Genomic DNA, 25093 nt, shown 5'->3' with positions numbered 1-25093 from the left:
CGACGCGGCGCGATCAGGCGGAGACGGGCTCGAGCGCGAATCCGATGAGCCGCTCGAGTGTCGGCAGACCATCTCGCGACAGGATCGACTCGAGATGCCCCTGCACGGAGGCGTACGCCGGTCCCCGGAGCGCGTACACGTCACCCGACGACGGGTCCGCCGCGATCTCGGTGTCGCCCAGGCGTTCGGTGCCGGGGGCGACGCGTGCCGTGAACGTGTTGTAGAAGCCGATGGACGCGGGTTGTCCGAACACGTCGACGCTCTTCTGCAGGCCCTGATGGGGCGACGCGAGGGGGGCCAGCGCGATCCCGAGCCGGTCGGCCAGGATCTGGTGGCTCAGGCACACGGCGAGCAGCGGCCTGCCCGCGTCGGCGCGCCGGCCGACGAGCTCGCGCATACGGGCGATGCGAGGGCTGGCGCCGTCGCGCGGATCGCCCGGGCCGGGGCCGAAGACGACGAGACCGGCCTCGTCGACCGCGGCATCCGTGACCTCGTGCCAGGGAGCGATGCGAACGGCGAACCCGAGGTGGTGCAGCTGGTGCCCGAGCATCGTGGTGAACCGGTCCTCGGCGTCGACGACCAGCACCTCGCGGCCCGCGTAGGGGCCGCCCCCCGCTGCTTGCGGGTCGAGCCAGAACTGCGCGAGACGCGCGTTGCGCGAGGAGAGCAGGGCCGCGATCGTCGGATCGTCGCCGAGCCGCGGGCGGTGCGCGGCGGGTGCGTCCTCGTCGACCGCCGTCGTGTCGGCGATCGCCGCGGGCGCTTCGTCGCGGTCGACGGCGCCGATCGCGCCCAGGACGCCTGCCGCCTTGCCGTGGGTCTCGCCCACTTCGCCCGCCGGGTCGGAGTGCCGAACGAGCGTCGCTCCGACGGGCACGCGCAGCCGGCCGTCGACGAGATAGGCCGTGCGGATCAGGATGGGGGCGTCGAGGTCGTGGCCGCCTCCCGCCGCGGGGGTGAAGAGGGCGGCGACACCGGAGTAGTAGCCGCGGGGCGTCCGCTCGTGCCGCGCGATCACCGTGCAGGCGTTCTGCATCGGCGACCCCGTGACGGTGGGTGCGAACATCGTCTCCCGAAGGATGTCGCGGGGGTCCATGGTGCTCGAGCCGCGCAGCATGTACTCGGTGTGGGTCAGGCGCGACATCTCCTTCAGATGAGGGCCGGTGATACGGCCCCCGTCGGAGCAGACCGCAGACATCATCTTCAGCTCTTCGTCGACGACCATGAACAGTTCCTCGGTCTCCTTGGTGGAGGAGAGGAACTCCGTCAGCGTCTCGGCGGTCGCGCCACCGCGGGGATGGCGGAAGGTGCCGGAGATCGGGTTCATCGTGACGATGCTCGTGCCGGGCTCCGCGGGCGCCCCGCTGCGCGCGCTGACATGGGCCTCCGGGCTGGCGCCGACCGCGACGTGACCGTCGGTCACGACGAGGAAGGTCCAGTAGGCGCCGCGCTCGTGCTGCAGCAGCGCCCGGAACCAGGTGAGGCCGGCGGTGACGGCATCCGTCTCGACCGTCGCGGTGAAGTCGCGCCGGATGACGAAGTTGGCGCCCTCGCCGCGGCCGATCTCGTCGGCGATCACGCGACGGACGATTTCGGCGTAGTCCTCGTCGGAGATGTCGAACCCGGCGTCCTCGAGCGGCACCCGCTCCGACGGCAACTGGCGCAGTGCCTCGGCCAGGGGCAGGGAATCGTGGTCGGCGACACGCAGGCAGCGCAGCGGTGCCCGGTCGTCGTGGCAGACGAAGCCGCGTTCGACGACCTGGCGGAACGGCACGAGGGCGAGCACTTCGCGCGGTGTGCCGTCGGGATCGTCCAGCGGGATGTCGGCGAGCCGGTCGACGTCGACGACGTCGCCGCGGAGCACCTCGACGGTCGCCCCGTCGCGCGCGATGAGCGCGAAGGGCGCACCGCTCGCCGCGAGATCGGTCAGGGTCGGGAGAGAACCGGTCATCGTCGTCTTTCTTCGTCGGAGCGCCCGCCCCACGAAGAAGACCGCCGGGCCTTCAACGCCGGGCGGTCTGAAACGTGTGCACGTCGAACACACCGCCTAGGCGGTGTGCCACCAGGAGAGGCGCGTGTGCATGGGCCGAAATTATCACACCCGCGCCGGGGACGCGGTGTCGCGCGGCTCCCAGCCCGTCTGCGGCGGTGCCGCGTAGGCTGTGCCCGTGCCAGCTGTCAATCTCGGGATGCCCCAGGTTCCGGACGTCCTCGCCCCTCGCCGCAAGAGCCGGCAGATCCGCGTCGGGAAGGTGCTCGTCGGGGGAGGAGCCCCCGTCAGCGTGCAGTCGATGACGACGACGCCGACCACCGACATCAACGCGACGCTGCAGCAGATCGCCGAGCTCACGGCATCCGGCTGCGAGATCGTGCGCGTGGCCGTTCCCTCGCAGGACGACGCGGATGTACTGCACATCATCGCCAAGAAGAGCCAGATCCCCGTCATCGCCGACATCCACTTCCAGCCGAAGTACGTCTTCCAGGCGATCGACGCCGGATGCGCCGCGGTGCGCGTGAACCCGGGCAACATCCGGAAGTTCGACGACCAGGTCGGTGCGATCGCGAACGCGGCGAAGGCCGCCGGCGTCTCGCTGCGCATCGGCGTCAACGCCGGCTCTCTCGACCGGCGCCTGCTCGAGAAGTACGGCAAGGCGACGCCGGAGGCGCTCGTCGAGAGCGCCGTCTGGGAGGCCTCGCTGTTCGAGGAGCACGACTTCCATGACTTCAAGATCTCGGTCAAGCACAACGACCCGATCGTCATGGTCAAGGCCTACCGGCAGCTCGCCGAGCGCGGCGACTGGCCCCTGCACCTCGGGGTGACCGAGGCGGGGCCGGCGTTTCAGGGCACGATCAAGAGCGCCACCGCGTTCGGCATCCTGCTGGGCGAGGGGATCGGCGACACGATCCGCGTCTCGCTGTCGGCGCCGCCGGCCGAGGAGGTCAAGGTCGGACACCAGATCCTGCAGTCGCTCAACCTGCGGGAGCGCAAGCTCGAGATCGTCTCGTGCCCCTCGTGCGGGCGTGCGCAGGTCGACGTCTACACGCTCGCCGACGACGTCACCGCGGGTCTGAAGGATGTCACCGTGCCGCTGCGCGTCGCCGTCATGGGCTGCGTCGTCAACGGGCCGGGCGAGGCGCGGGAGGCTGACCTCGGCGTCGCGTCGGGCAACGGCAAGGGGCAGATCTTCGTCAAGGGCGAGGTCATCAAGACCGTGCCCGAGTCGGAGATCGTCGCGACCCTCATCGAAGAGGCCCGCCGTATCGCCGACGAGCTCGGTCCCGACGCGCCGCTCGGCACGGCGCAGGTCGTCACCGCCTGAGATCGGTTCCATAAAGCTTCGACGGCGGATGCCGCGGCCGGCATGCCGGTCCTGCCAGGCTGGCTGCGTGCTTCGCCGTCCTGCCGCGCTCCTGTCCCTCGCGCTCGCCGCAACTCTCGCGGTGGGGTGCGCTCCCGTCGACCGAGCGGCGGAAGCACCGACGCCGGCGCGCCCGTCCTCGGACGCGCCCTCCCCGACGCCCACGCCGACGCCGAACCTCGAGCCCGTTCGGGCCTTCGACGGCGACTGCGAGCAGATGCTCACGGGTGAGCAGCGCGACGAGCTCCTCGGTGCGGGGTCGCTGACCCGGGCCGAACAGTACCTCGCGTGGGACGCGGAGCGTCCGGTGGAGGTCGACGTCGAGCCCCTCGGGACGCTCGGGGGCCTCGCCTGTACCTGGTTCGCCGGTGAAGGCGCGGATCTTCCCGAAGGTATCGGCAGCCTCACCATGACAGTGGTTCCGGCGGTGGAGGTGAACAACGAGTTCGCCGCTCGCTACTCCGTGGCGACCTGTGAGCCCAGCTACGACGCCAACAACTGTCGCCTTGGGCGTGTCGTGGCCGATGTGTGGGTCGGCGCGAACGCCGGATGGGGTGCTGTCGAGACCCCGGACGAGCTGCTGAACGCAGCCATCGAGGCGGTCGCAGCCAACCTGCCAGCGGCGACGCAGCCGCGGCGCGCTGCCGCCACCGACGACGTCTGGGCGATTCCCGACTGCGTGGATCTCGGCGAGTCCCTCGGTCTCGAGGAACTCATCGGTCCGTACCGCCACGGCTACTGGGAGGGTTCCGAGCAGCCGGAGGAGGTCCTGCTGGCAGCGGCGGGTGTCTTCCGAGCGTGTCCGCTGTTCTCCGACGGCGAGCGGATAGATTACGAGACGGACGAGTTCCACATCCTCTCGCCGCAGGTCGCGCCGGGCCTGGGGTGGCAGTGGGACGAGTTGCGCGGGCGGGCGGCGGAGTCATCGGTTGTCGAGCTGGACGTGGCCGGTGCGACCGACGCCTTCGCCACAGATTGGGGTTACGGCTCGTACAAGGCGTTCGCGACCGACGGAGTGAACGTGGTCAGCCTCTACGACGAGAATCTCGACCTCGCAGGGCAGGTCCTCGGGCGAATGCTCTCCGCGCTCTCGAGCTGACGAGGCAGCTGCCTCTCACCAGATGGAGCCTGCCGCGTACGAGTGGTCCACCTCGGTGTCCAAGGAGGTGCGGATGGCGATGCGCAACGCTTGCGCAATGTCCGAGAGCGGCAGCGACGGCTGGCCCTCGGGTGCGTTCTCGGTGGCGTAGGGAACGTGGATGAAGCCGGCGGCGCGATCGCCCGGCTCGCCGCCATCCAGGGCCGTGAACATCACGTGGTTGCAGACGAAGGTGCCCGCCGAGTATGAGACCGAGGCAGGGATGCCCGCCGCCATGATGTCCGCGGCGATCGCTTTCACGGGCAGCGTCGCGAAGTGTGCGTCGGGCGCGTGCCTGACCGACGGCTCGTCGACGGGCTGCTCGCCGCTGTTGTCCGGGATTCGCGCGTCCTTGAGGTTGAGCGCCACTCGTTCGACAGCGATCCCCGTGCGGCCCCCGGCCAGGCCGGTCGCGATGATGACGTCGGGGGAGTGCTCGACGATGAGCTCCAGCAGCTGCAACCTGGCCCCGTGGAAGGTCACCGGCAGCACCGCCATGACCAGGTTCTCCGGGCCCGTCCAATGGTCGGCGACCAGGTTCACCGCGTCCCCCGATGGGTTCGTCGCGTCTCCGGCGAACGGCTCGAATCCAGTCAGCAGCACGGTTCTCATGAGTTCAGGCTAGGCGGCCGCTCCGACATTCGACCGGGGCGAGTCGCTGCTCCACGGCCTCCGGCACGGTCGTCATCCGCTCAGATTAGTTCGCACGACCGCGAACCTTCTCGGTGGTGCCGGACACTACATGGTGTGGGAGATGATGAGGCCGCTGCATGGCAGCGACTGCGGGCGGGCGACGAGTCCGCGCTGGGAGACCTGTTCGACAGATACGAGTCGCGACTGTTCCGGCACGCGACCCGGCTGCTGACCGATCGCGAGGATGCGAAGGACGCGGTCGCCATCGCGTTCTTCGAGCTCTGGCGCAGGCGCGCGAGCGTGCGCCTGGTCGACGGGTCGCCGCTGCCGTGGCTCTTGACGACCGTCGCGAACGCGGCTCGCAATCTCGAGCGAGCGGGGCGGCGCTACCGAGCGCTGCTGGCGAAGACCCCTGCGGCGTCCGCATCCGCGGCACCGTCCGCCCACGACGAGAGCGGTGTACTCGCGGCGCTCAAGCAGCTGCCGGCCGGTGAGCAGAGCGTCGTCGTCCTCAGCGTGCTCGAGGGCTACCCGGAACGCGACGTCGCGCAGACCCTGGGCATCCCGGTCGGCACGGTGAAATCACGCCTCTCACGGGCGAAGAGCCGGCTACGAGACGAGATGACGGCGTTGGAGGCATCGTGGACCTGAACGATCAGCTCACCCCGAACGAGCACGGCGATCTGCGCGATCGTGTCGTCGGGGGTGTGAAGCGGCTGCGCGCCGCCCGCGCGCGCCGCTCGCGCATCGTCGCGGGAGCGGCCGCGTCCGCCCTCGTGGCCGTCGTCGTCGCGGGCGTCGCCTTCGCGGCCCTCCGCCCGGACGACCGCATCCTGACTCCGGTCGAGACGTCCACGCCGACGCCGACGCCCACACCCACGCCTTCCCCCACTCCGACGGCGGAGCCTTCGCCCACCCAGACAGCGACTCCGGATGCGGAGCCGCAGCTGTCCGCGCCGACCATGGCCTTCAGGGGCGATTGCACACAGGTGTTCGATGCGAGCGCGCTCTCGTCGGCTGTCGGGGTCGAGCTCGGCCCCGCGACGGACCTCAGCACGCCCGAGGTCCGGACGCTCGGCGGTCTCGATTGCTCGTGGGAATCCAGCACTTTCGAATCCGTGCAGGTGTCCGCCCTCCCCGCGGACGTTGTTCCCGCGAGCGTCGTCTCCACGTACTCCGACACGGTCTGCGAAGGTTTCCGCTACGACAGCGAGGGTTGTCGTCGGGCGGTGTCCGATGGCGACACCTGGATGCTCGTGACGGTCAGCGGCGTGTTCGGTAACGCTGACGGGGTCAGCAATGACGTCGTCACGGCCCGACTCGACGCGGTTGCCCCGCTCTTCATGTCAGCCCTCGAGAATGCCGGTCGTCCGATGCCGGCGGCGCGCACTTCCTCGTGGTGGTCTCCGATGACGTGCGATGAGCTGCGGGAACGGGTCTCGGTGGCCGACATCCTCGGCACGACCGACTTCGTCGAGGGGTACCCCTCGGCTTTCGGCACAGACGTTCACATCGAGATCGCGCGCGACGCGGGGCTCGGCACCGTCTGCCGCTGGTACGCGCCGAACTCAGCCCGTCTCGACGCGGTCATCGTGACGATCTATCCCGGAGGCGCATGGGAATGGAATCGACTCGCCGCAGGTGACGGCCGACGCGACGTCCCGGTGCCGGTCGACGTCGCGGGCGCGACCGAGGCCGTGCGGGGCGTCGGGGCTATCCGTCCTGACAGCTCCTACCTCCTCGCGACAGATGGCGTGAACGTCGTCGAGATCATGGAGGCGCCGGACGTCGTGGATGCCGCGGAGCGCGTGCTGTCGGCGATGCGGGACGCGGCGGGGTGAGGAACGATCGCGCGCGCATCGCGGCCCCGCGGCATCCGTAGACTCGACTCGTGGTCACCCGTATGTCGCACCTGTTCCTCCGCACGCTCCGTGAAGACCCCGCGGGCGCCGAGGTCGCCAGTCACAAGCTGCTGATCCGCGCCGGCTACATCCGACCGCAGGCGGCGGGCATCTTCGCCTGGCTGCCTCTCGGCCTGCGCGTCAAGGCCAAGATCGAGCGCGTCGTGCGTGAGGAGATGGCGGCGGCCGGTGCGCAGGAGGTGCACTTCCCGGCGCTGATGCCGCGCGAGGCGTACGAGGCGACGGGACGCTGGGAGGAGTACGGCGACCTGCTGTTCCGCCTGCAGGACCGCAAGGGCGGCGACTACCTGCTCGCTCCGACCCACGAGGAGGCCTTCACCCTCCTCGTCAAGGACCTTTACTCGTCGTATAAGGACCTGCCGCTGACGATCTACCAGATCCAGGACAAGTACCGCGACGAGGCCCGTCCCCGTGCCGGCCTGCTGCGCGGCCGCGAGTTCACGATGAAGGACGCGTACTCGTTCGACGCGAACGACGCCGGGCTCGAGGCGAGCTATCAGGCCCAGCGCGACGCGTACGAGCGCATCTTCCAGCGCCTCGGTCTCGAATACGTCATCGTGCAGGCGGATGCCGGGGCCATGGGCGGCTCCCGCTCGGAAGAGTTCCTGCACCCGACCCCCGTCGGCGAGGACTCGTTCGTGCGATCCGCGGGCGGGTATGCCGCGAACGTCGAGGCGTTCACGACGGTCGTGCCCGAGGCCGGGCCGATCGACGGGCTGCCGGAGCCGGTCGTCTTCGACTCGCCCGACACCCCCACGATCGAGACGCTTGTCGCACACGTCAACGCGAACCTCGAGGGTGAGTTCACCGCGGCGCATACGCTCAAGAACGTCGTGCTCGCTCTCACGCACCTCGACGGCACGCGTGAGCTCGTCGTCGTGGGCCTGCCCGGCGACCGCGACGTCGACGACAAGCGTGTTGAGGTCGCCTTCGCGCCGGCCGAGGTCGAGCCGGCGACGGCCGAGGACTTCGCCAAGAACCCGCTGCTGGTCAAGGGCTACATCGGCCCCTGGTCGCCCGAGGGCCCGGTGCTCGGCGAGGAGTCGGGCACCGGCATCCGCTACGTCCTCGACCCCCGCGTCGTCGACGGGACCTCGTGGATCACGGGCGCGAACATCGACCAGAAGCACGTGCACTCCCTCGTCGCGGGCCGCGACTTCACGGCCGACGCGTTCGTCGAGGTCGCCACCGTGCGCGAGGGCGACCCGGCGCCCGACGGCTCGGGCCCGGTCTCGATCGCGCGGGGCATGGAGATCGGTCACGTCTTCCAGCTCGGCCGCAAGTACGCCGAGGCACTGGGGCTGAAGGTCCTCGACGAGAACGGCAAGCTCGTCACGGTCACGATGGGCTCGTACGGCATCGGTGTGACCCGCATCCTCGCGATCATCGCCGAGCTCAACAACGACGAGCGTGGACTCATCTGGCCCGCGTCGGTCGCTCCGTTCGACGTGCACGTCGTGGCGACCGGCCGGGACGCCGCGGCCTTCGAGCTGGCCGAGCAGCTCTCGGGCGAGCTCGAGGCGACGGGCCTGGAGGTCGTCTACGACGACCGCCCGAAGGTGTCGCCCGGCGTGAAGTTCGGCGACGCCGAGCTGGTGGGCGTGCCGCGCATCCTCATCGTCGGGCGCGGCGCGGCCGACGGCCAGGTCGAGCTGTGGGACCGTCGGACGGGCGAACGCGAGACCCTCGCCGCGGCCGACGCGGTCGCGCGACTCACCGCCCGCTGATCTCAGCACCCGGTCGCCGGATGCCGCGCAGGTTGCGGCATCCGGCGCACGTGTTCCTGCGCTCGACAGGCCGAGGTGCGCCCGCAAGCGGGCAGCCGCCGAGAGACCCGGGGGTCAGAGGTCGGCGTAGCGCGCGCGGAAGACCGTGAACACGCCGTAGGCGATGAGCCCGGCCCCCACGACGACCACGATCTCGGGGCCGAAAGCCAGGTCGAGCAGCGCCCGGATCGCAGCATCCAGGCTGCCGGCCTGGTCGGCGCGCGAACGCACGGCGGCGACGATGAGCACACCGCCCAGCGACCCCAGAGCAATGCCCTTCGCGATGAAGCCGAGGATCCCGAGGCCCTCGACGGCGCGACCGACCGCTCCGTCGGGGATCGTCATCTTCGAGTGGAAGGAGCGCCGCACGCCCATCACGACGAAGACCACTCCCGCGATCGCGACACCGGCCCCGACGAGCACGATCGCGAACACGCCGCCCGGAAGCGCGAGGATGCCGCGGCTCGCGTCGCGCGCGGCTTCATCGGCCTGCGGGCGTGCGCCGAGCGCCACGGCGGCGGACAACCCGCCGAAGAACAGGAACACGACGGCCTGTCCCCATTCCGAGACCCGCAGCCCCCAGACGGCGGCGCCGCGCCGGCGCCGCGAGGCCAGCATTCCCTCGGCGAGATGCCACACGCCCAGCGCGGTCAGGAGAGCGGCTGCGGCCCACAGCGCGACGAACCCGAGCGGAAGCTCGGCGACCGCGCGGAAGGCTCCCGTCTGGTCGGCGTCGCGGTCGCCGCCGAAAGCGACCGCGACGATGAGCGACCCGATCAGCAGGTGCACGAAACCGTTCGCGACGTAGCCGCCCCGGGCGAGCACGCGCGCCGCGGGATGCCGTTCGACGGCGCGCGCCGCGTCGTGCACCCCGTGTTCGGCCATCCCGCGAGCCTACGACGGCACGGGCCGGAGAGGGCGGCGGCGGGCCGGGACGCGACGGATGCCGCCGCGCCCCGGCCCGGGGGATCAGCCGCGAGCGATGCGTCGGCGACGCAGCGCCAGGAGCACGCCACCGAGGACGGTGAGCACGGATGCCGCCACGGCGACGGGCATCAGGATGCCCGAGTCGCCGCCGGTGGCGGCCAGCGAACCGTCGACGTCCGCGGCAGGTGCGCCGGTCGGCACGGCGCCTCCCGGCGCGGTCCCGCCGGGAACGGTCCCGCCGGGAAGGGCGGGCGTCGTCGGAGCCGGAGCGGGCGCAGCGGCCGCGATCGCGAAGTCGACGCGCTGCGGCGTGATCGAGCGCGCTCCGAGAGCCTGCGAGAGTTCGACGGCGTGCTCGCCGGCGGTCAGGCCCGAGGTGACGACGATCTCCCACGTGCCGTCCGCCGCCACGGCGGTGACGGCGCCGCCGAGGTCGGCACGTGCCGCCACGCCCTCGGCGGCGGGCGCCAGGCGCACCTCGGCGCCGGGGAAGCCGACGCCCGCGAAGCGCACGGACGACACATCGGAGGCGAGCTCGCCCGACGGCGCCTCGCGCACCCCGAAGCCGGTCAGGTCGGCGCGCTGCGTCAGCCACTCGTCCGGCGTGGTCGGGCGGTCGATGATGCGCGTCTCGCCGATGCAGCCATGCCATCCGTTGCGCGCGGCGTCATCGGTCCAGTCGGCCCCGAGGATCCACGAGTGTCCCTCGTGCCAGGCCATACCGCCGACGTTCGTGGCGTTGCGCAGCACCGGGGCACCGTCGACGTACATGGTCGTCGTGCGCGACTCGGGGTCGTTCACGATCGCGACGTGCTGCCATTGGTCGACCATGATCTCGCCCGACCAGTTGACGCGGTCGCCGAGCGTCGCGTCGGCGTCGAGGCTCGTGTACTGGAACTCGCGCAGGTTCGAGATGCCCAGCGCGGTGGGGGAGGCGGTCCAGTCCCAGCGGGTCTCGGGCACACCGATCTGCGACCGGTTGCCGGTGCGGGTCAGGGCCTTCGACCATCCGTTCGCCGAGGCGTTCCAGTCGGCGTCCATCTTCACGAAGGTCTCGATCGTGTACCCCTGCGACAGGTCTGCCTCATTGATCGGGGCGTCGGGGGCCGTCGTCAGGTAGCTGAAGCGCGATCCCGACGAGTCGTCGAAGCACACGGCCGCCGCGTCCGACGAGTAGCCGTGCACGTCGGAGGACTGGACGGTCACGTCCTCCCAGAGCGTTCCGACCGCGTTCGTGTCGGCGGGGTCGGGACGGGTGAGGTCGTTGTCGCCGGCGATGTCCTCGATCACCGTGTCCGCGTCGACGACGCCGTCCTGACCGTTGAATCGCCAGTGGGCGAGCGTGCCCTCGGCCTCGACGAAGTCGAGTTCGTTGCCGGGGGCCTCGGTCGAGATCGGATCGGGGCCCTCGAAGCCGTCGAGGAGGATCGCGCGCGCGGCCTCCGTCAGCTTCGGCTCATCGGCGGAACCGGCGGTGAACCCGGGAGCGAAGCCGGCGAAGCGTTCCCGGAAGTCGATCGGAACCGAGAAACGCTGATGCTCACCGTCGAGGAGGGGCTGGTCGTAGCTCGTGAGGCTCTCCTGCGGCTTCTGCACAACCCACGGCGACCCCGTTTCGAGCGACAGGCGGCCGTTGGTGAGGTCGAACTCGACGAGGCCGAGGTAGCCGTTGCCGCCCTCGTACGCCATCTGATAGTCCATCAGCACCTGATGCACGTCGTGGCCGAAGTCGTTCTGCTTGACCTGTCGCGTCGCGCCATGGAAGTGGCCGTTGAAGGTCAGGAAGATCTGGTCGTTGCCCCGGATGAGGCGGTCCCACATCCGCTGGCTGTCGCCGGTCTCGACGGGGGAGGTCTGGTCGGCCGCGACGTTGATCAGGGCGTGCGAGGTGAGGATGACCGGGACGTCCGGGTGCGCGTCGAGCACGCTCTGGGCCCAGGCGAGCGTTGCGTCCGAGGCGTTCCAGGCGACGGCGAGCGACATGAACCGCTGGCCTTCGGCCTCGAAGATGTGGAACTGGCTCAGCCCCAGCGGGTCGCTGCCGCCGTACGTGCTCTGCGTCGCCGCCCGTGTCGCGCCGAACCAGCGGTTGAAGGGCTCGTTCGCGACGTCGAGCTGGTCATCGCGGACGCCACTGTTGAGCACGTCGTGGTTGCCGGGAAGGATCGAGTAGGGCGCAGCGGCCTCGTCCATGGTGCGCATGGCGGCGTCGGCCGCACGCCACTCGGCCTCGACCCCGGCGCGGTCGACGATGTCCCCGAGGTGCAACGTGAAGGGAATGCGCAGGTCGTCCGCGTGAGCCGTCAGCCACTCCGTCTGCGTCGCGAACGGGTCGGTGCCGTAGCGCGGCAGGAACTGGTCGGCCGAGTAGCGCGAGTAGAACTGCGTGTCGGGCAGCACGGCGAGGGTGAAGCGGGAGGCGAGGTCTTCGGCGGGAGGCGCGGCGGCGGTCGCCGCGGTGGTTGCGGGCGCGGCCACGGCGAGACCGGCGGCGAGGCCCGCCACGGTCAGGGCGGCGGCGGTGCGACGCGTGCGGGTGGCTGACGGAAGGCGTGAGGACACGCGGGAGCTCCTGTTCGACGGGGAGGGCGGCGCGATGTGCGCCGATCCCGACTCTGGAGAGACTCCGTGACGGCTAGGTGTCCGAGGGGCGACCGCCGGGTGGCTCAGCGATGGCCGAAGTCGTGCCGCCAGACGGAAGGAACCGGGCCGGAACGCGCAGCGATGTGCGTGCTCCGGCCCGATCGGCGTATCCGGGCCGTCAGTCCATGACAAGGACGGCCTTGACCGCCTTGCCCGACTGCGTGTCGGCGATGGCTCGCTCGATCTCCGAGAACGGGTACTTGGTGATGAGCTGGTCGAACGGGAAGCGTCCGGCCTCGTGCAGCGCGAGCATCTCGGGGAGGAACTTCTGCGGCACCGCGTCACCCTCGATCGCGCCGACGAAGGTCTTGCCCGAGCCCGAGATGGACGCCAGCGCGATCTCCGTGCCCGGCTTCGGCACACCGACCAGCGCGATCTTCGCGCCGAACGCGGTGGCGGCGACGATCGTGTCGACGACCGCGGGAACGGCCGTGGTGTCGACGGCGAAGTCCGCGCCGACCCCGCCGGTGATCTCGAGGATGCGCGCCACGGCGTCTTCGTCCTTGCTGTTGACCGTGTGGGTTGCGCCGAGCTTCGCCGCGAACTCGAGCCGCTCCGGGATGATGTCGACCGCGATGATCGTCGTGGCGCCGGCCACCTTCGCGCCCATGATCGACGACAGCCCCACGGCGCCGGTGCCGGTCACGATGACCGATGCGCCGGCGGGAACGTCGAGCGAGTTGAGCACGGTGCCGGCTCCGGTCTGCACGCCGCAGCCGAGGGGGCCGGCGATCTCGACGTCGGCGGTCGTCGGCAGCTTCACCGCGTTGCGGGCCTCGACGATGACGTGGCTGGCGAACGAGGACTGACCGAAGAACGAGCCGTGCACGGCGGAACCGTCCGCGGCGGTCATGGTGGCCGAGCCGTCCTCGCGCGCCCCGCCGAAGTTGAGCGCCATGAAGTTGCGGCAATAAGCCTCGCGTCCCGTGAGGCAGTTGGTGCAGTGGCCGCACGAGGCGAACGACACCGCGACCTTGTCGCCGACGGCGTAGCCGACGACGGCATCGCCGACCTGCTCGACGGTGCCCGCGCCTTCGTGGCCCAGGACGAACGGGAACGCCGCGGGGATGTGACCATGCTGCACGGCGAGGTCGGTGTGGCAGAGGCCGGTGGCGGCGACCTTCACGAGCAGTTCGTTCGGACGGATGTCGTCGAGGGTGATCTCCTCGAATGTGAACGGTGCGTCCTGGCCGTGGAGAACGGCGGCGTGCGCGTTGGTGGTCATGAGAGGTTCCTTTCGCGTTGCGGTCGCGGCGGCAGAGCCGTCGTCGCGACCGATGTCACGATCGGGCGTGGTCTCCCGCAGCGCGGGCCGCCCGGTCCTCAAACAGTATGCGCCTGAATCGATACAGGGGAGGCGACCCGGAACCACGCGGGCCCCAGCGGCAGGATGCTGCGACCGAGCGTTCGCGCGTAGAACTTCTCGAGCAGCATGTACGCCGCGAGCGCGGAGGCCAGGAGCAATGCGACCGAGCCGGCTGCTCCGACGGCCGGCGGCCCGCCGAACGCGGTGACCGTCTGCAGGCCGAGGCCGGCCGCGACGGCCAGCAGTGTCACCGGCAGCACGGTGTTGCGCGATGCCGCCGAGAGGGCGAACACGAGGGCCAGGATCGAGAACATGAGCGTGAACACGCCACGCGCGGGCCCCTCGACCTCGAAGAACCCGAGCTCGCCGCCGAGCAGGAAGCCGGGCATGCAGATCCAGTACCACCCGAAGGCGTTGTAGACGATGAAGTGGAAGTCGTCGCCCGCGAAGTACGACAGCATTCCCGCGGTGACCTGAACCACGCCGCCGAAGACGGCACCGACCCAGAACACCGGGCTCTCGTTCTGCAGTCCGAGATGCTCCAGCTGTGCCGTGAGCGTGGCGATCACGAAACCGAGCAGTCCGATCAGTCCGGGGTCGGCGAGGCGGGGAGCGCGTTCGGTCATGCCCCCAGTATCCCGAGATCGCCCGCTCGACGTGGCGTCCTCGGCGCCGGGCAAACACGTTCCCCGCCCCATCGGGTAACGTGGGATGGATGCCGGGAGCGCGAAACGCGCCCGGACAAGAGCTGAATATGGAGGGCCCCCATGGACATCGATCTCTCACTGCTGCGCACCGTCGAGCGAGAGAAGGAGATCCCCTTCGACGAACTCGTCCGCATCATCGAGCAGGCGGTCCTCACGGCGTACGCCAAGCACACCTCGCCCGACGGCGAGCTGCCCGAAGGGGCTCGTGCGGAGCTCGACCGCAAGACCGGCCACGTCGCCATCTACGTGCCCCTCCGCGATGACGAGGGCGCGGTCGTCGGCGAAGAGGAGTCGACTCCCGACGACTTCGGCCGCATCGCCGCCTTCGCCGCGAAGCAGGTCATCAGCCAGCGCCTGCGCGACATCGCCGACGACGCCGTGCTGGGGGAGTTCCGGGGCAAGGAGGGCGACATCGTCGCCGGTGTCATCCAGCAGGGGCCGAACCCGCGCATGGTGCACGTCGACCTCGGCACGATCGAGGCCATCCTCCCGCCCGAGGAGCAGGTCGCGGGCGAGGAGTACCGGCACGGCTCGCGTCTGCGCGTCTACGTGACCTCGGTCTCGAAGGGCACCAAGGGCCCCTCGATCACCGTCTCCCGCACGCACCCCGGACTCGTCCGCAAGCTCTTCGCCATGGAGGTGCCCGAGATCGCCAACGGTCTCGTCGAGATCACCTCGCTCGCGCGCGAAGCCGGTCACCGCACGAAGATCGCGGTCAAGGCCAACGATCCCTCCATCAACGCCAAGGGCGCCTGCATCGGCGAGTTGGGCCGCCGCGTCCGCGCCGTCACCGAAGAGCTCGGCGGCGAGAAGATCGACATCATCGACTACAACGCCGACCTGCCGGCGTTCGTGGCCAACGCCCTGTCGCCGGCCAAGGTCACCTCGAGCTTCGTGCTCGACGCGGCCACGAAGGCCGTCCGGGCGCTCGTCCCGGACTACCAGCTGTCGCTCGCCATCGGCAAGGAGGGGCAGAACGCCCGCCTCGCCGCGAAGCTGACCGGCGCGAAGATCGACATCCAGCCCGACTCGATCCTGGAGTCCTGACGAAACCGGGACGTCGGTCGAGGGGGTAGAATGGAACCTGTTCGAACGTGCGTGGGCTGTCGCGCGCGTGCCTCCCGGTCCTCACTCCTACGAGTCGTGGCCCGCGACGGCGTCTTGATCGCAGATCGAGCCGCGTCGCTGCCGGGCAGGGGCGCGTGGGTGCACGAGACGCACGAATGCATGGATGCCGCGTTGCGGCGCCGCGCGTTCGGACGAGCCCTGCGGGTGTCCGGCCCACTGGACACGCAGGATTTCCCGATTGATCACCAGCGCAAAGGCTGAACGGCTATGGACACGAAGTGAACGGCTCGAAATGAGACCCGTCCGCGCTTAAGCGGTCCGCCCTGTCCGAGGGTGGGCCTTCAGACAGGAGAATTGTGGCAAAACCACGCGTACACGAGATCGCTTCCGAACTCGGCGTCGACAGCAAAGTCGCGCTCGCGAAGCTGAAGGAGCTCGGCGAGTTCGTCAAGAGCCCCTCGTCCACCATCGAGCCCCCCGTGGCTCGCAAGCTGCGGGCTGCGCTCGAGGCTGAGGGCGGCTCTGCCGCCGCGGCTCCCGCTCCCGCTGCGTCGGGCGGCGCCAAGCCCGGTGCCGCTCGTCCGGGTGCTGCGCGCCCCGGCGCCGGCAAGCCCGGTCCCGCCGGAGCGAAGCCCGGCCCGGCCGTCAAGCCCGGCCCCGCGAAGCCCGCCGCGCCCGCAGCTCCGGCTGCCCCCGCGGCATCCGCCCCGGCAGCTCCTGCTGCGCCTGCCGCGCCGTCGGCGACCCCTGCGGCGCCTTCCGCTCCGTCGGCCCCGACGCCCGGCGCCGGCAAGCCCGGTCCGGCCAAGCCGGCAGGCCCGACGCCCGGCGGCTCGCAGCCGCCGCGTCCGGGTGGCGCACGCCCCGGCAACAACCCCTTCGCGCCCTCGCAGGGCATGGGCCAGCGTCCCGCCGGTCCCCGCCCCGGCAACAACCCCTTCGCCTCGGCGCAGGGCATGGGCCAGCGGCCTACGCCCGGCAACATCCCGCGTCCGCAGGCCCCGCGACCCGGTGCTCCCCGTCCCGGCGCTCCGCGCCCCGGTGGCGCCGGTCGTCCCGGCGGCGGCGGTCGTCCCGGTGCTCCCTTCCAGCAGCGTCCCGGCGGTCCCGGTCGTCCCGGCGGTGCCGGCGGCTTCCAGCGTCCGGGTGCTCCCGGTGGCGGTTTCGCCGGTCGTCCCGGTGGCGGCGGTGGTCGCGGTCGCGGCCCCGGCGGCGGCACCGCAGGCGCCTTCGGCAAGGGCGGCGGCAAGTCCAAGCAGCGTAAGTCGCGTCGGGCGAAGCGGCAGGAATTCGAGATGCGGTCGGCGCCGGTCGTCGGCGGCGTCAACGTCCAGAAGGGCAACGGCGAGATCATCCGCCTGCGCCGCGGTGCATCGATCGCCGACTTCGCGGACAAGCTCGAGGCGCTGCGCGGCTACACGGTGCAGCCCGGCACGCTCGTGACGATCCTGTTCAACCTGGGCGAGATGGCCACGGCCACCGAGTCGCTCGACGAGGCCACCTTCGAGGTGCTCGGCGAGGAGCTCGGCTACAAGATCCAGATGGTCTCGCCCGAGGACGAGGACAAAGAGCTCCTCGAGGGCTTCGGTCTCGATCTCGACGCCGAGCTGGAAGCGGAGAGCGACGAAGACCTCGAGATCCGTCCTCCGGTGGTCACCGTCATGGGCCACGTCGACCACGGTAAGACGCGACTGCTCGATGCGATCCGTCAGACCAACGTGGTCGCGGGCGAGGCCGGCGGCATCACGCAGCACATCGGTGCGTACCAGGTCTGGACCGAGCACGAGGGCATCGAGCGTGCGATCACCTTCATCGACACCCCGGGTCACGAGGCGTTCACCGCCATGCGTGCCCGTGGTGCGCAGGTGACCGACATCGCGATCCTCGTGGTCGCGGCCGACGACGGCATCATGCCGCAGACGGTCGAGGCCCTGAACCACGCGCAGGCCGCCAACGTGCCGATCGTGGTCGCGGTGAACAAGGTCGACAAGCCCGACGCCAACCCGGCCAAGGTTCGCCAGCAGCTCACCGAGTACGGTCTGGTCGCCGAGGAGTACGGCGGAGACGTCATGTTCGTCGACGTGTCGGCTCGACAGGGCACCAACATCCAGGAGCTCCTGGACGCCGTCCTGCTCACCGCCGACGCCGGTCTCGACCTGACGGCGAACCCGAACAAGGCGGCGCGCGGTGTCGCGATCGAGGCCAAGCTCGACAAGGGCCGCGGTTCGGTCGCCACGGTGCTCATCCAGTCCGGAACGCTCCGCGTCGGCGACGCGATCGTCGCGGGAACGGCCTACGGTCGCGTCCGCGCCATGATCGACGAGAACGGCGACGCGGTCGACGAGGCCTACCCCTCGCGCCCGGTGCAGGTGCAGGGTCTGAACTCGGTGCCCCGAGCCGGCGACGTGTTCATCGTCACCGAGGAGGACCGCACCGCGCGTCAGATCGCGGAGAAGCGCGAGGCTGCCGAGCGCAATGCCCAGCTGGCCAAGGCCCGCAAGCGCATCTCGCTCGAGGACTTCACCCGTGCTCTCGAAGAGGGCAAGGTCGAGTCGCTCAACCTCATCATCAAGGGTGACGTCTCGGGTGCCGTCGAGGCCCTCGAGGAGTCGCTGCTCAAGATCGAGGTCGACGACTCCGTCCAGCTGCGGATCATCCACCGCGGCGTCGGCGCCATCACCGAGTCGGACATCAACCTGGCGACGATCGACAACGCGATCGTCATCGGCTTCAACGTCCGTCCCGACACGAAGGCGCGGGAGCGTGCCGCCCGCGAGGGTGTGGACGTCCGGTTCTACTCGGTCATCTACAACGCGATCGACGACGTCGAGCAGTCGCTTAAGGGCATGCTCAAGCCGGAGTACGAAGAGGTCCAGTCGGGTGTGGCCGAGATCCGCGAGGTGTTCCGCTCCTCGAAGTTCGGCAACATCGCGGGTGTCATCGTCCGCTCGGGCACGATCACGCGCAACGCCAAGGCGCGCGTCATCCGCGACGGTGTCGTGATCGCCGATGGTCTCGCCATCGAGTCGCTCCGCCGGTTCAAGGACGACGTCACCGAGGTCCGTACGGACTTCGAAGCCGGTATCGGCCTCGGCAAGTACAACGACATCCAGATCGGCGACGAGATCGAGACGACCGAGATGGTGGAGAAGCCGCGCGGCTGACCCATCGTTGGTTGCTACGGCGACGGATGTCGCTCGGATAACAGGACCCCCAAGACCCCGACTATCCGAGCGACATCCATCGCCTCCGCAATCGCCGGTCCGCCGATGAGCGGGCCTGAGTAGGGAGAAGAAGGTATGTCCAGCGAACGTCAGTCGCGTCTGGCCGATCGCATCCGCGTGCTCGTCGCGGAGCGGCTCGAGAAGGGCCTGCGCGATCCGCGCCTCGGCTTCGTGACCATCACCGACGTGCGTGTGACGGGTGACCTGCAGCACGCGTCGGTGTTCTACACCGTGTACGGCTCCGACCAGGAGCGAGCCGACTCGGCCGACGCCCTGCGCGCGGCGACGGGCATGCTCCGCAGCGAGGTCGGTCGCAAGCTCGGCGTGCGGGTGACCCCCACGCTCGAGTTCATCCTCGATGCCATCCCCGAGAACGCGGGTCACATCGAGCACCTGCTGCGCGAGGCGCGCGAGCGGGATGCCGCCACCGCGGCCACCGCGACGGGCGCGAGCTACGCGGGAGAAGCCGACCCCTACGTCAAGCCTCGCGAGGCCGACGAGGACGAGGACTGAGAAGAGGGATGCCGCGCTGCCGCGGCATCCCTCTTCCGTCCCGTCACCGGGGGAGGCGCAGCCGGCCGTCGACGGCTTCGACGAGGCCGTCTGAGACGAGCGAGTCGATCGCGCGGTCACGCTGAGCGGCGTCGGGCCAGTCGCCGATGACGTCCTCGGCGGCGACGTCGTGCGTCGTCGCAGCGCGCAGGACTCGGAGGATCGCGCCTCGTGCCTGCCGGTCGCTGCCCTCGTACCGCGCCTGCTTCACGCGGGTGTCGCCGGTGTCGGGATAGCCGGCGGCGCGCCATGCGCAGCGGTCGGCCAGCGGGCACGCAGCGCACCTCGGTACTCGGGCTGTGCACACGAGCGCTCCCAGCTCCATCGCCGCCGCGTTCACGACGGCCGATGCGGCGATGTCGTGGGGCAGGATCTCGGTCATGTCGGCGAGGTCGCGCTTCGCCGCCGGCCCGGGCTGCGAACGCCCCTGCACGGCTCTCGCCAGGACGCGGCGAGTGTTCGTGTCGACGACCGGATGCCGGTCGCCGTACGCGAAGACGGCGACGGCACGCGCGGTGTAGTCGCCGATGCCGGTCAGCGCGAGCAGGTCGTCGACGTCGCGGGGGACGACGCCGGCGTGGCGGTCGCGGATCTCGACGGCGGCACGGTGCAGCCAGAGCGCGCGCCGCGGATAGCCCAGGTTGGCCCATTGCCGGACCGCGTCGGCTGGGGCCGCGGCGGCGAGATCCGCCGGTGTCGGCCATCGCTCGAGCCACGCCTCCAGCAGGGGGATCACCCGGGCGACGGGAGTCTGCTGCAGCATGAACTCACTGACCAGGGTTCCCCAAGCCCCGAATCCCGGGCGTCGCCACGGGAGATCGCGCGCGTTGTCGCGGTACCACGCGCTGAGCGGCGAGGCGAGGTCGGGCATCCGTTCAGCCTACGATGTCGTGGCTGTGCTCCCTCGTCGCGGGGTGCGCCGCAGTCTCAGGGTGACGGGCTCATCGCGCAGCTCGACGACGCGCGCGCTGCCGTCCGCGTTGTCCTGCTCGTCCCGCCACGTGAACCCCGAGCCGGAATGCACCATCGTGGTTCCCGCCGGACACAGCCACGAGGCTGCGGGGAGTCTGCGCAACTCGACCGTCGCCGAGGCCTCATCCCACGCCAGGCGGTCGATCACGATGCCGCCGCGCGCGCGGAGCCCCGTGACCTCGCCACGCGGCCACCGTGCCGGAAGCGCGGGCAGCAGATGGAGGGAGTCCATCGTCGACCGAGTGAGCATCGACGCGACGACGACGGGCAGCGCTCCGCTGGCGTCGAGGTTGAAGATGCTGTCGGCGTCGTGGGTCGTCGTGAGCGACGGCCGCCAATGCAGGAGTGCGAGCCATTCGACGCAGCGCACCGCCGCCTCCGCATCGCCGAGAGCGGCAGCCGCCTGACCGAGCTGACCGAGCCCGAACGCCATCTCCATCCGGCCCGGCGGGGGAGCGGGATCATGCGCACGCCAGGCGATCTTCGCGTCGATCGTCCGACGAGCGGCCTCCCGCAGCGCGGCGGACGAGGGGCTGTCGGCGGCGAACATCTCGTCGGCGTCGTACCAGAGCGGGTACAGCTGCGAGACGTGTCGGTGCGCGATGTTCTCCGGTACCGCCGGATCGAGCCACTCGGCCAGCGTCCCGTCGGGCGCGACCGCCAGGTCGGGGAGGCTGTTCGCCAGCGCGTCCCACCGCTCGTCGAGCGAGCCGTCTGCCCGGGCTCGACCGAGCAGACGGGCCGCGCGGGCGGCGTCGCGGTAGGCGGCGACGTCGACGGCGGCGTCGATCGCGAGCGGCGTCGCCCACCCGGCCGGAGTGTTCTCGGGTGAATAGCTCGGTGAGAAATGGCGGATGCCGTCGACGACGATCGTCGCGGTCTCGCCGAAGGACAGCACCCCCTCGACGAGCTCCCAGAGGCGATCGTCCACGATCGAGCGGTCGCCCGTGAGCGCCAGGACGTCGGCCGCGATCCGGAGGACCCAGGGGCCGGCGCCGGCCCAGAAGACGTGCGGGTAGGCGCGGTCGACATGGTTGGCGATGCCGTGCGTCGACATGCGCGAGGGGAGCAGCATCCCGTCGGCGCCGTAGATCCGCCGCGCATTCTCCCGGTAGTCGTCGAGGTGCGGAAGGACGAGCCCGAGGAGCGAGAGCGCGAGCTCGGGTGTTCCCGTCACGCCCACGCCGGCAAGGGCCCCGTTCTGCACGTTGCCGTTCATCGTGTAGTCGGCCGACCATGCCGGCCTCCAGGTGCCCTGCCAGACGCCCTGGAGGGTCGGCGGCAGCTCTCCGGCCGACGAGATGATGTTCGACCGGCCCGAAACATAGGCGATCTCGATCGCGCGACGGACGGCGTCGGCGCTTCCCGATCGGGCGTCCCGCCACAGCTCACCGGTCGTCGCCGTGCCCACGCCGGGTGCGACGTCGAGGTCGAGCAGCGATGAGGTGACCAGGGAGCCGTGATCGCGCTCCTGCGAGCGGAGCCGGTCCTCCCAGTCGGCAGCGCGCGCGGGAGCGAACGGCTGCCCCACGACCGATAGATCGACGCGCACCGTCCGCCTCACCCTCGCGGGTACGAGCACGCGAGCCTCGAGCGCGTCCGCATCCTCCCGCCAGGCGACGCCCGGCTCGGGGATCGCCGCGGTCACGGTGGCGAGGAGTCGACCGGCGACGTCGACGATCTCGAGGCATCCGGTGTCGCCCGCGCGCAGGCGCCCCGTGACGGTTCCGGTGTAATCGGGGGCGAACGACGCGGCGGGGGTGTCGTCGACGGGAGCGAGTGCCAGGCGGATCCGCATCTCGGTGTCGGTGTCGGCTTCGAGGGCGAGCTCGATCGTGTCGGTGTCACGCGGGGCGACGACGCTGACCCGATGGGACGCGCCGGAGTCGTCGCGCCAGGCGACGCTCGCCACGCCGCGGACGAGGTCGATCTCGCGCGTCTCGGTCGAGCATCCCCCCGTCGTCGCCACCGTCAGCGAGCCGCACAGCGCGAGCGGGTCGGTCCAGACGAGCTCGGCGAACCCGGCTTCGGTCAGCGCGGCGTCGAAGATCTCGGCGGCCAGCGCCGGGTCGCCGCTCCCGAGGGCCGCCCGCAACCGCGGCAGGGCGGGATGCAGCCGGGGTGCCGGTGGCCGCGGGTTCGCGGGCAGGAAGAACCTCTCGTGGGCCATCGAGATGCGCAGCTCGTCGCCGGGTCCGTGGACGACGGCGCCGACACGACCGCTTCCGACGATGAGGCCGTGCTCCCACGACTCGGCGGGCTCCGTGCTGCGGAAGACCAGATCCGGGTCGGCTTTCACGAGCGCTTCGAGGTCACAGCGATTCCCGGTGCATGAGCGAGGTGGGCAGCACCTGCACACGCTCGACGTCGTCCCCGCGGATGGCGCCCAGAAGCGTGTCGGCGGCAGCACGGCCCATCTCCTCGAGCGGTTGGCGCACGGTGGTCAGCGGGGGGTCGTTCGCTGCGGCGAGCAGGATGTCGTCGAAGCCGACGAGCGAGACGTCGGTGGGCACACGCCTACCGGCCGCTTGCAGCACGCGCATGGCGCCCGCGGCCATGAGGTCGGAACAGGCGAACACCCCGTCGAGGGTCGGGACGCGCTGCAGCAGCCGGGCCATCGCCGCCGTGCCGCTGTCGAGGGTGAAGTCGCCGTGGACGATGGGTCCGGGCTCGATGCCGTGGCGCGCGAGCTCGTCGGTCCATCCGCGGGTGCGCTCGCGCGCCTGATCCATGTCGAGGGGGCCCGTGATGATGCCGATGTTGCGGCGCCCGTGCTCGACGAGCGCCCGTGCGGCGAGGACCCCGCCGCCGTAGTTGTCCGAGTCGATCACGATCGGGTCGGGGCCGATCTCGCCGCGTGGGCGGCCTACCCACGCGATGGGCACCGGCGAGTCGGCGAGCCGGTCGACGAGGTGGGTGATCTCGTGCTGGAGCACGACGATGGCGCCATCGAGTGCTCCAGATCGCAGGAACCGCGGGATGCGATCGAGGTCCTCGTGATCGGCGGGAAGCAGGACCGGTTGCACCTCGCCGGCAGAGAGGCCCTTGGCTGCGCCCTTCATGACCGCGGTGAAGAACGTGCCGCTCAGCCCGCCGAGCTCGTCGAAGGCGATGACGAGTCCGATCGCGCCGGCGCGCCCGCCGCGCAGCACGCGCGCGGCGAAGTTCGTCTCGTAGCCCAGGCGCGCGGCCTCGCGGCCGACGGCGGCCGCCATCGCCGGGTCGACGTTCGTCGCTCCAGCCAGGACGCGCGCTGCCGTAGCGCGTGAGACGCCGGCCGCGCGGGCGACGTCGACGATGGTCGGTCGAGACATGGCTCCCTCTTCCTAGGTCGGGTTCAGCGAGCGAAAGATCGATCTCTGACGCGATGATCTTCGCACGACAGCAGCCGCTGCGCGCAACCCATCCGTTCATGGTCCCGGTCTTGCAGTGCGTGTGACGGAACTGGCGGATGCCGCGGCTTGCCAGCTGTTCGATCTCGGGATACTGTTTCCCGGCATGAGAGAACGATCTCTCAGTGGGGTCTCTGATCGCCCCGCGCACATCACATGTCCCCAAAGAAGAGGAGCAGTTGTGAATCGTCGCAGACTGGCCCTGCCCGTCGCAGCTCTCGGCGTCGTCGCGATCGCGATGACCGCGTGCACGTCCGGTGGATCGGGCGGCGGGTCAGACGACCCGAACGCCGAGTTCGAGTTCTGGTCGTTTACGGGAATCGGGCAGCAGGACTCCGTCAACCAGTACCTCGAGCAGAACCCGGACGCGAAGGTGAAGCTGTCGGAGGTCGGCAGCACCGCCGAGACCGCGACCGCGCTCACCGCGGCCCTGGCCGGCGGACGCGTCCCCGACCTCGTCATGATCCAGAACGACGAGTTGCCGAAATTCATCGAGAACCCCGGGAACTTCATCGACCTCCGCACGCTGGGCGGCGACGACATCGGCGAGGGCTACCTCGACTGGGCCATCGCCGAGGCGACGGGTGAGGATGGCTCGATCATCGGCATCCCGACCGACATCGGCGGGCTCGGCTTCGCCTACCGCGCAGACCTCTTCGAGGCGGCAGGACTGCCGACCGACCCGGACGAGGTCGCCGAGATGTGGTCGACGTGGGACGGCTTCATCGAGATGGGCAAGAAGTACACGGCCGCGACCGGAGAGCCCTTCGTCGACAACGTCGAGACGAGCGTCTTCTTCTCGACCGTGAACCAGGTCACCGAGAAGTACTACACACCGGACGGCGAGCTCATCTTCGACACCAACCCGCAGGTGGAGGAGGCGTTCGACGTCGCGGTGCGCACCTACGAGGCGGGCATCAGCGCCGGCATCGCCGCCTGGTCGTCGGGCTGGGCTCCGGGCAAGGCGAACGGCGCGTTCGCGGTCAGCACTGCGCCCTCCTGGATGCTGTCCGGCTACAAGAACGACGCTCCCGACACCGAGGGGCTCTGGCGAGTCGCCGCGATCCCCGGCGTCGGCGGCAACTGGGGTGGCAGCGTCATCGCGATCCCCGCCCGCGCGAAGAACCCGCAGGCCGCGTGGAAGTACATCGAGACGATGCTCTCGCCGGAAGGACAAACGGCGCACTTCGCCCGCACCGGCACGTTCCCGGCGGCCAAGAGCGCTCTCGAGAGCAGCGAGGTGACCGGCTACACCGATCCCTTCTTCGGGGACTCCCGGATCGGCGAGGTCATCAGCAACTCGGTGCTGCAGTTCCAGTCCTTCCACAACGGGCCGGACACGAGCGCGATCGGGGCGGCGCTGCTCAATGCCCTCGTCGACATGGAAGCGGGCAACGTCGCGCCGCGCGACGCGTGGCAGACCGGCGTCGACAGCGCCCGGGCCGCGATCGGCGGTTGACCTTACCCGCTCGGTGGTGGTCCGC

General features: G+C 70.5%; 19 protein-coding genes. 10 read left to right on the top strand and 9 right to left on the bottom strand.

The window, feature by feature from the left end:
• Positions 1–13 precede the first annotated feature (13 nt).
• On the bottom strand, positions 14–1951 hold the full coding sequence (locus tag P6897_RS11630) for a chorismate-binding protein (protein ID WP_274178780.1): 1938 nt from the start codon (positions 1949–1951) through the stop codon (positions 14–16).
• 238 nt (positions 1952–2189) lie between these two features.
• Between P6897_RS11630 and ispG the strand changes: the two genes are divergently transcribed.
• Together ispG and P6897_RS11620 are read left to right on the top strand one after the other, a co-directional pair.
• A complete protein-coding gene (ispG, locus tag P6897_RS11625) occupies positions 2190–3320 on the top strand; it encodes a flavodoxin-dependent (E)-4-hydroxy-3-methylbut-2-enyl-diphosphate synthase (RefSeq protein WP_023955151.1) in 1131 nt (376 codons plus the stop codon).
• Positions 3321–3387: 67 nt separating this feature from the next.
• Entirely contained in the window at positions 3388–4458 is a 1071-nt protein-coding gene (locus P6897_RS11620) for a hypothetical protein (RefSeq protein WP_282501303.1), read from the top strand.
• A 15-nt stretch (positions 4459–4473) separates the two neighbouring features.
• On the opposite strand, the gene pcp is transcribed toward P6897_RS11620, so the two are convergent.
• Positions 4474–5109, bottom strand: a complete 636-nt coding sequence (pcp, locus tag P6897_RS11615; RefSeq protein WP_282501302.1) for a pyroglutamyl-peptidase I — start codon at positions 5107–5109, stop codon at positions 4474–4476.
• Positions 5110–5244: 135 nt separating this feature from the next.
• On the opposite strand from pcp, the gene P6897_RS11610 reads away from it, so the two are divergent.
• Genes P6897_RS11610 through P6897_RS11600 form a run of 3 tightly spaced genes read left to right on the top strand, consistent with a single transcriptional unit; the run spans position 5245 to position 8779 of the window.
• On the top strand, positions 5245–5781 hold the full coding sequence (locus tag P6897_RS11610) for a sigma-70 family RNA polymerase sigma factor (RefSeq protein ID WP_274178777.1): 537 nt from the start codon (positions 5245–5247) through the stop codon (positions 5779–5781).
• A complete protein-coding gene (locus P6897_RS11605) occupies positions 5772–6971 on the top strand; it encodes a hypothetical protein (protein WP_282501300.1) in 1200 nt (399 codons plus the stop codon). Before P6897_RS11610 ends, P6897_RS11605 begins: the two co-directional genes overlap by 10 nt.
• A gap of 50 nt (positions 6972–7021) precedes the next feature.
• The gene (locus P6897_RS11600; RefSeq protein ID WP_282501299.1) at positions 7022–8779 is read left to right on the top strand and encodes a proline--tRNA ligase; all 1758 of its coding nucleotides are present in this window, start codon (positions 7022–7024) and stop codon (positions 8777–8779) included.
• 114 nt (positions 8780–8893) lie between these two features.
• On the opposite strand, the gene P6897_RS11595 is transcribed toward P6897_RS11600, so the two are convergent.
• The 4 genes from P6897_RS11595 to P6897_RS11580 all read right to left on the bottom strand — a co-directional run bounded on the left by P6897_RS11595 (position 8894) and on the right by P6897_RS11580 (position 14320).
• Positions 8894–9703, bottom strand: coding sequence for a DUF1206 domain-containing protein (locus P6897_RS11595; RefSeq protein WP_282501298.1), 810 nt, complete (start codon positions 9701–9703; stop codon positions 8894–8896).
• Positions 9704–9787: 84 nt separating this feature from the next.
• Positions 9788–12307, bottom strand: a complete 2520-nt coding sequence (locus P6897_RS11590; RefSeq protein ID WP_282501297.1) for a LamG-like jellyroll fold domain-containing protein — start codon at positions 12305–12307, stop codon at positions 9788–9790.
• Positions 12308–12506: 199 nt separating this feature from the next.
• Positions 12507–13613 (bottom strand): NAD(P)-dependent alcohol dehydrogenase, encoded by a 1107-nt coding sequence (locus P6897_RS11585; protein ID WP_282501296.1) that lies wholly within the window; start codon positions 13611–13613, stop codon positions 12507–12509.
• A 98-nt stretch (positions 13614–13711) separates the two neighbouring features.
• Positions 13712–14320 (bottom strand): GPR1/FUN34/YaaH family transporter, encoded by a 609-nt coding sequence (locus tag P6897_RS11580; RefSeq protein ID WP_269267706.1) that lies wholly within the window; start codon positions 14318–14320, stop codon positions 13712–13714.
• A gap of 141 nt (positions 14321–14461) precedes the next feature.
• Here P6897_RS11580 and nusA point away from each other — a divergent pair, with 141 nt between their 5' ends.
• The 4 genes from nusA to rbfA all read left to right on the top strand — a co-directional run bounded on the left by nusA (position 14462) and on the right by rbfA (position 19206).
• The gene (nusA, locus tag P6897_RS11575; protein WP_274178771.1) at positions 14462–15448 is read left to right on the top strand and encodes a transcription termination factor NusA; all 987 of its coding nucleotides are present in this window, start codon (positions 14462–14464) and stop codon (positions 15446–15448) included.
• Positions 15449–15478: 30 nt separating this feature from the next.
• Positions 15479–15730 (top strand): YlxR family protein, encoded by a 252-nt coding sequence (locus P6897_RS11570; RefSeq protein ID WP_112617239.1) that lies wholly within the window; start codon positions 15479–15481, stop codon positions 15728–15730.
• A gap of 95 nt (positions 15731–15825) precedes the next feature.
• The gene (infB, locus tag P6897_RS11565) at positions 15826–18633 is read left to right on the top strand and encodes a translation initiation factor IF-2 (protein WP_112617238.1); all 2808 of its coding nucleotides are present in this window, start codon (positions 15826–15828) and stop codon (positions 18631–18633) included.
• Between the two features lie 135 nt (positions 18634–18768).
• Positions 18769–19206: a 30S ribosome-binding factor RbfA gene (gene rbfA, locus P6897_RS11560; RefSeq protein WP_071919310.1), complete on the top strand. Its 438-nt coding sequence runs from the start codon at positions 18769–18771 to the stop codon at positions 19204–19206.
• A 43-nt stretch (positions 19207–19249) separates the two neighbouring features.
• Here rbfA and P6897_RS11555 read toward each other — a convergent pair whose 3' ends face one another.
• From P6897_RS11555 to P6897_RS11545, 3 genes are read right to left on the bottom strand one after another with little or no spacing between them, the layout of a single operon-like run.
• Positions 19250–20116, bottom strand: coding sequence for an A/G-specific adenine glycosylase (locus tag P6897_RS11555; RefSeq protein WP_282501295.1), 867 nt, complete (start codon positions 20114–20116; stop codon positions 19250–19252).
• A 9-nt stretch (positions 20117–20125) separates the two neighbouring features.
• Positions 20126–22516 carry a glycoside hydrolase N-terminal domain-containing protein gene (locus P6897_RS11550; protein WP_282501294.1) on the bottom strand — a complete coding sequence of 797 codons (2391 nt, stop codon included), beginning with the start codon at positions 22514–22516 and terminating at the stop codon, positions 20126–20128.
• 13 nt (positions 22517–22529) lie between these two features.
• Positions 22530–23531 carry a LacI family DNA-binding transcriptional regulator gene (locus P6897_RS11545; RefSeq protein ID WP_282501293.1) on the bottom strand — a complete coding sequence of 334 codons (1002 nt, stop codon included), beginning with the start codon at positions 23529–23531 and terminating at the stop codon, positions 22530–22532.
• 259 nt (positions 23532–23790) lie between these two features.
• On the opposite strand from P6897_RS11545, the gene P6897_RS11540 reads away from it, so the two are divergent.
• Entirely contained in the window at positions 23791–25068 is a 1278-nt protein-coding gene (locus tag P6897_RS11540) for an ABC transporter substrate-binding protein (protein WP_269267698.1), read from the top strand.
• Positions 25069–25093 lie beyond the last annotated feature (25 nt).

This window comes from Microbacterium sp. BDGP8 (genome assembly GCF_029991045.1).
Classification (GTDB): domain Bacteria; phylum Actinomycetota; class Actinomycetes; order Actinomycetales; family Microbacteriaceae; genus Microbacterium; species Microbacterium plantarum.
Note: the sequence above shows the minus strand (reverse complement) of the source record. Positions and strands in the feature narration are given on the sequence as shown.